The organism is Micromonospora maritima (assembly GCF_902825405.1).
GTDB classification, from domain to species: Bacteria; Actinomycetota; Actinomycetes; order Mycobacteriales; family Micromonosporaceae; genus Micromonospora; species Micromonospora maritima.
The window spans coordinates 1-5020 of sequence record NZ_CADEAU010000391.1 but is presented as its reverse complement, the minus strand read 5'-3'; the positions used below and the strand labels follow the sequence as shown (position 1 = coordinate 5020).

The window sequence follows — 5020 nt, the reverse complement described above, 5'->3', positions numbered from 1 at the left end:
CGACGTCGCGGTGGCGGTGGAGCGGGCCGAGGCGGAGCTGCGCCGGCTGGAGGAGCGGCGCGCGCAGGCCGCCGAGCTGCGGGAGCAGCGGGCCGGCCACGAACACCAGGCACGGGTGGCCCGCGCGCTCGCCGGGCACCTGCGGGCCAACAACTTCGAGCGGTGGCTGCTCACCGAGGCGCTGGACCTGCTGGTCGACGGCGCGTCGCGGATCCTGCGGGAGCTGTCCGGCGGCCAGTACGACCTGGTCCACGACAAGGGTGAGTTCTTCGTGGTCGACCATCACGACGCCGGGCTGCGGCGGGGCGTGCGGACACTGTCCGGCGGGGAGACGTTCCAGGCGTCGCTGGCCCTGGCGCTGGCGCTGTCGGAGCAACTGGCCGGTATGTCGACGAGCGCCGCGAGCCTGGAGTCGATCGTCCTGGACGAGGGCTTCGGCACGTTGGACGCGGCGACGCTGGACACGGTGGCGGCCACGCTGGAGAACCTGGCCGCCCGGGGCGACCGGATGGTGGGGGTGGTGACCCACGTGCCGGCCCTGGCCGAGCGGATCCCGGTCCGCTTCGAGGTCCGCAAGGACGCGCGCACGGCCCGCGTCGAGCGGACCGGCCTGTGACCCCGAAGTTCTTCGTCGACACGTGGGACCCGGCGTACGGCGCGTCGTTCGAGGCGGCGGGCGGGGCCGGTCCGGCCGCGCCGAGCAGCGCCCAGGTCGACGCGGACGTCGAGCTGCCGGCGACCGACTGGCGGGCGATCGACGCCCGCCGGGACGTGCGCGCGCCGGACGTGGTGCTGCTCGTCGACGGCGTGCGCCGCATCGACGCCAGCGTCTGGACGGCCGAGGAGGACGGCGGCTCGTTCCCCGGCATCGCCGCCTCGTACGCCGCCGGGGTGGTCCGCTGCGACCTGGACCGGGGCGCCGCCGAGCTGGCCGGCGCCCGGGTGGGCCGAGGGCTGTTCACCGCCAGCCCGTCGGCGCAGGACGTGGTGGCCGGCGCGATCCGCTACCCGGTGCACCGGGTCTCCGGCACCGGCGAGCTGAGCAAGCTGCCGGCCGCGGTGCAGGGCCCGCTCACCGCGCTGGAGGTGGCCGTCTCGGACGCGGTCCGCACCGACGGCGACCTGCTGGTGGTGGACGGCCCGCTGCGCAGCCGGCGGAACCTGCCGCGCACGCTCGGCTACATCAAGACCCAGCACAGCCAGTACCTCGACGCCCGGCTCACCGCGGTGGTGACCGGGCTGGCGCCGGGCCAGCGCTGCCCGGTGTTCCGGCTCGGTACGGCGTGGGGCGGCTGGTCCTGGTACCTGCGACTGCCGGTGTCCGCCGGGGCGCCGTGGGCGGGCATCGTGCGGATGGAGTGTTCGGCCGACCTGACCGTCCCGGAGGCGGTCGCGCTCGCCGACCTGTCGCTGGTCACCCTGCCCCGGTTCGCGTCCACCCCGTACAAGGACCCGCGCGCCCCGCAGAACCTGGTGCCGATCGCCGGGCTGGAGCGCCGACTGCGCGGGATGCTCGGCGACGCCCGGCTGCTGCACCGCGTGCTCACCGCGGCGGCGCGCGGGATCCGGCGCTGATGGGCCGGCGACGCGACGACGACCGGGTGGTGGCCGACGTCGACACCGGCCGGGCCGAGCTGGTGCCGGACCGGGACCGCCCGGGCTCGTGGACGCTGCTGCTGGACGGCGCGCCGCAGTCCCATGTGGACCTGGGCGACCCGACCCACCTGGAGTTCGAGTACGTCCGGCGGCTGGCCGCCGCGCTCGACGTGGTGGCGCCGGCGGGCACGCCGCTGCGGGTGCTGCACCTGGGCGGTGGCGCGCTCACCCTGCCCCGGTACGTGCAGGCCACCCGGCCCGGCTCGACGCAGCGGGTGTCCGAGGTGGACGGCGCGTTGGTGGAGCTGGTCCGCCGCGCCCTGCCCTGGCCGTCCGACCCCCGCCTCAAGGTGCGGGTGGCGGACGCCCGCGCCACGCTGACGTCCAGCCGCGACGGCGCGTACGACGTGGTCGTGGCGGACGTGTTCGCCGGCGCCCGGACCCCGGCGCACCTGACCTCCGTGGAGTTCGCCGCCGAGGTGGCCCGGGTGCTCGCGCCCGACGGCTGCTACCTGGCGAACGTCGCCGACGGCCCGCCGCTGCGGCACGCCCGCGGGCAGGTCGCCACCGTGCGTACCGTGCTGCCCCGGGCCTGCCTGGTGGCCGACGCGGCGGTGCTGCGCGGCCGGCGCTACGGCAACCTGGTGCTGGTGGCGTCCCGGGTGGAGCCGCCGGTGCCGGAGCTGACCCGACGCGCGGCCGGCGACTGGTTCCCCGGCCGGGTGGTGGCCGGGGCGGACCTGGACCGGTTCGCCGGTGGCGTCCCGGTGGTGCGCGACGCGGACGCCGTCGACTCCACTCCGCCCCCGCCCGGAATTTTTTCCGTCGATCGTTGATCCGATCGGCGGGTCGCTGCGTATCACCGGGCGGCCATGCCCGTGGGGGGCCGGCTGATGTCATTGGACACCGGAGGTCTGCATGCATGCGGTGGCGGCCGGCTGGCACGGCGAGATGGCGAGGCCCGAGTGGATGTTCGCCCGGGCGCAGCCACACTCGCGCGCGTCGCGCTCGGGACGGGGGGTCGACGCCCGTCCGGCCGATCGCCAGAATGACCCGGTGCCGCCGCGACCCGCCCCCGGACGCCACCAGGCGACCTCCTCCGAGGCCAGCCACTCGGACCAGCTGATCCGGCTGCTCTACGCGGAGCACGCCGGACCGCTGCTGATGTTCGTGATGCGGTTGACCGGCGGGGACCGGCAGCGCGCCGAGGACATCGTGCAGGAGACGCTGCTGCGGGCCTGGCGCAACGCCCACCGCCTGGGCGTGCAGGGTGGTCAGGGTTCGCTGCGGCCCTGGCTGGTGACGGTGGCCCGGCGGATCGCCATCGACGAGCACCGCAGTGAGCAGGCCCGCCCGGCGGAGACGTACGACCGGGACCTGACCGCGTTCGCGGAGGCGGACAGCACCGACCGGGTGCTGCGCACGATGACCGTGGCGGACGCGCTGCGTACGCTGAGTCAGTCCCACCGGGAGATCCTGGTGGCGACGTACTTCCGGGGTCGTACCGTGCCCGAGGCGGCCGAGGAGCTGGGCCTTCCGCTCGGCACCGCGAAGTCGCGGGTCTACTACGCGCTGCGCGCGCTGCGCACGGCTCTGCAGGAGAGGGGGGTGACGGAATGAGCCGGGCCGACCACATGGACGTCGCCGCGTACGCGCTCGGCGTGCTGGACCCGCAGGACACGGAGCGGTTCGAGGAGCACCTGGCGACCTGCTGGGCCTGCGCGGCGGAGCTGGAGACGATGGTTCCGGTGGTGGGGATGCTCTCCGGCATCGACGGCGAGGCGATGGCCGCGCTGGAACAGACCCACACCGACCCGGCGCTGCTGGACCGCACGCTGGTGGCGGTGCGGCGGGACCGCCGGCGTACCCGCGTGCGGCAGTTGCTGGCCACCGCGGCGGCCGTGGTGGTGTTCGGCGGCCTGAGCGGCGTCGCGGCCGGGATGCTCGGCGACGACTCGCCGTCCGTGCCGCAGGCCGAGCCGACGCCGCCCGTGCCGACCTCGGCGCCGAGCAGCGGTCCGGCCGACCCGAACGCCCCGGGCGTCGGCGGCGAGGAGATCGAGGGCGACGAGCACCGCGCGACCGACCCGGGCACCGGCGTGAAGACCACCATGTGGCTGGCGAAGAAGGAGTACGGCACGCAGATCGCGGTGCAGCTCGGCCGCCTGCCGGGGCCGCGCACCTGCCGGCTGGTGGTGGTGCGCAAGAACGCCACGAGCGAGGTGGTGTCCACCTGGTCGGTGCCGGGCAACGGCTACGGCACCAACCAGAACCCGCTCACGTTGCAGCTGAGCGCGTCCACCTCGGCCCCACTCGGCGACATCGAGAAGGTCCAGGTGCAGTCGGTCGACGTCAACGGGGTGGCGAGCCCGCTGGTGACCGTCTCCGACCTCTGAGTGCGCCGCGCCGACGGCGCCGGGCGGCCTGACCGCCCGGCGCCGTCGCGTCGTTTCCGTTCCGTCCCCTCGCGCTGCCGCACGCGCGCCGGGACGGAACGGTTCAACGGGTCCACTGTGAAATGGACCACCGTTTTGACTTCAACCTTGACAGCGCCGCCGCCCGTACTACCCGACGAACTGCCAGAATCGAGGAGGGCACGTGGCACACCACAAGCGGACGACCGTCATCGTCGCGAGCGCGATGGTCGCACTGACGGCCTGCGCCCCCGCGGGCTACAACGGCGCGAACTCGGGCGCGGCGGAGCCGGTGGCCGTCGCCGCGGCCGAACCGACCGCGGCGGCCGAACCGGAGGCGTCGGCGGCACCCGAGGCGCCCGCCGCCGACCAGGCACCCCCGTCCGACGTGAAGCTCACCGACGAGCTGGTCGGCAAGAAGCTGCCCCGGATGGGCCAGGTCGTCACCGACCAGGACGGCTGGGTGCTGTACCGGTTCGACAAGGACTCGGCCGACCCGGCGCAGTCCAACTGCGTGGACAAGTGCGCCGAGGTGTGGCCGCCGGCGCTGACCGACGGCAACCCGCAGCTGCAGGGCGTCTCGGACGACAAGGTCGGCACGGTCACCCGACAGGACGGCACCCGGCAGATCACCATCGGGGACTGGCCGGTCTACCGCTACATCGGGGACAAGAAGCCGGGCCAGTGGAAGGGCCAGGGCGTCGGCGGCACCTGGTTCGTGGTCGACCCGAACGGCAAGAAGAACCTGACCTGCCTGCCGACCGGCACGCCGAAGCCGGTCGCCCCGCCGGCGTCCGGCGGCGGCGACTCGGGCGGCGGCTCGACCTACTCGTACTGACGCACCAGGACACGGTGACCGGTCGCCGCCGGGGAGGGCGCGGCCGGTCACCGTCGTGGACCCGGAGGGCGGGGCGTACCGGCATCGCCCCGCCTTCCGGCACGAGCACCGCCGCGCCCCGCGCGGCGGTGTCGGCCGTCACGGCCGGGCCGCGTGGCAGAGTGGCGGGGTG

The 5020-nt window shown here is 75.1% G+C and carries 6 protein-coding genes; all 6 read left to right on the top strand.

Annotation, left to right across the window (positions count from 1 at the left end; all coding sequences use genetic code 11):
* On the top strand, positions 1-616 hold a 616-nt coding region (locus HUW36_RS25290), incomplete at its 5' end, for an SbcC/MukB-like Walker B domain-containing protein (protein WP_174530452.1).
* The gene (locus tag HUW36_RS25285) at positions 613-1575 is read left to right on the top strand and encodes a hypothetical protein (protein ID WP_174530451.1); all 963 of its coding nucleotides are present in this window, start codon (positions 613-615) and stop codon (positions 1573-1575) included. The genes HUW36_RS25290 and HUW36_RS25285, both read left to right, overlap by 4 nt.
* Positions 1575-2432, top strand: coding sequence for a spermidine synthase (locus HUW36_RS25280; protein ID WP_174530450.1), 858 nt, complete (start codon positions 1575-1577; stop codon positions 2430-2432). The genes HUW36_RS25285 and HUW36_RS25280 overlap by 1 nt, the downstream gene beginning before the upstream one ends.
* 82 nt (positions 2433-2514) lie before the next feature.
* Entirely contained in the window at positions 2515-3216 is a 702-nt protein-coding gene (locus HUW36_RS25275) for a sigma-70 family RNA polymerase sigma factor (RefSeq protein WP_174530449.1), read from the top strand.
* On the top strand, positions 3213-3992 hold the full coding sequence (locus tag HUW36_RS25270; protein ID WP_174530448.1) for an anti-sigma factor family protein: 780 nt from the start codon (positions 3213-3215) through the stop codon (positions 3990-3992). Before HUW36_RS25275 ends, HUW36_RS25270 begins: the two co-directional genes overlap by 4 nt.
* Positions 3993-4194: 202 nt before the next feature.
* The gene (locus HUW36_RS25265) at positions 4195-4848 is read left to right on the top strand and encodes a COG4315 family predicted lipoprotein (RefSeq protein ID WP_174530447.1); all 654 of its coding nucleotides are present in this window, start codon (positions 4195-4197) and stop codon (positions 4846-4848) included.
* Positions 4849-5020: the final 172 nt, after the last annotated feature.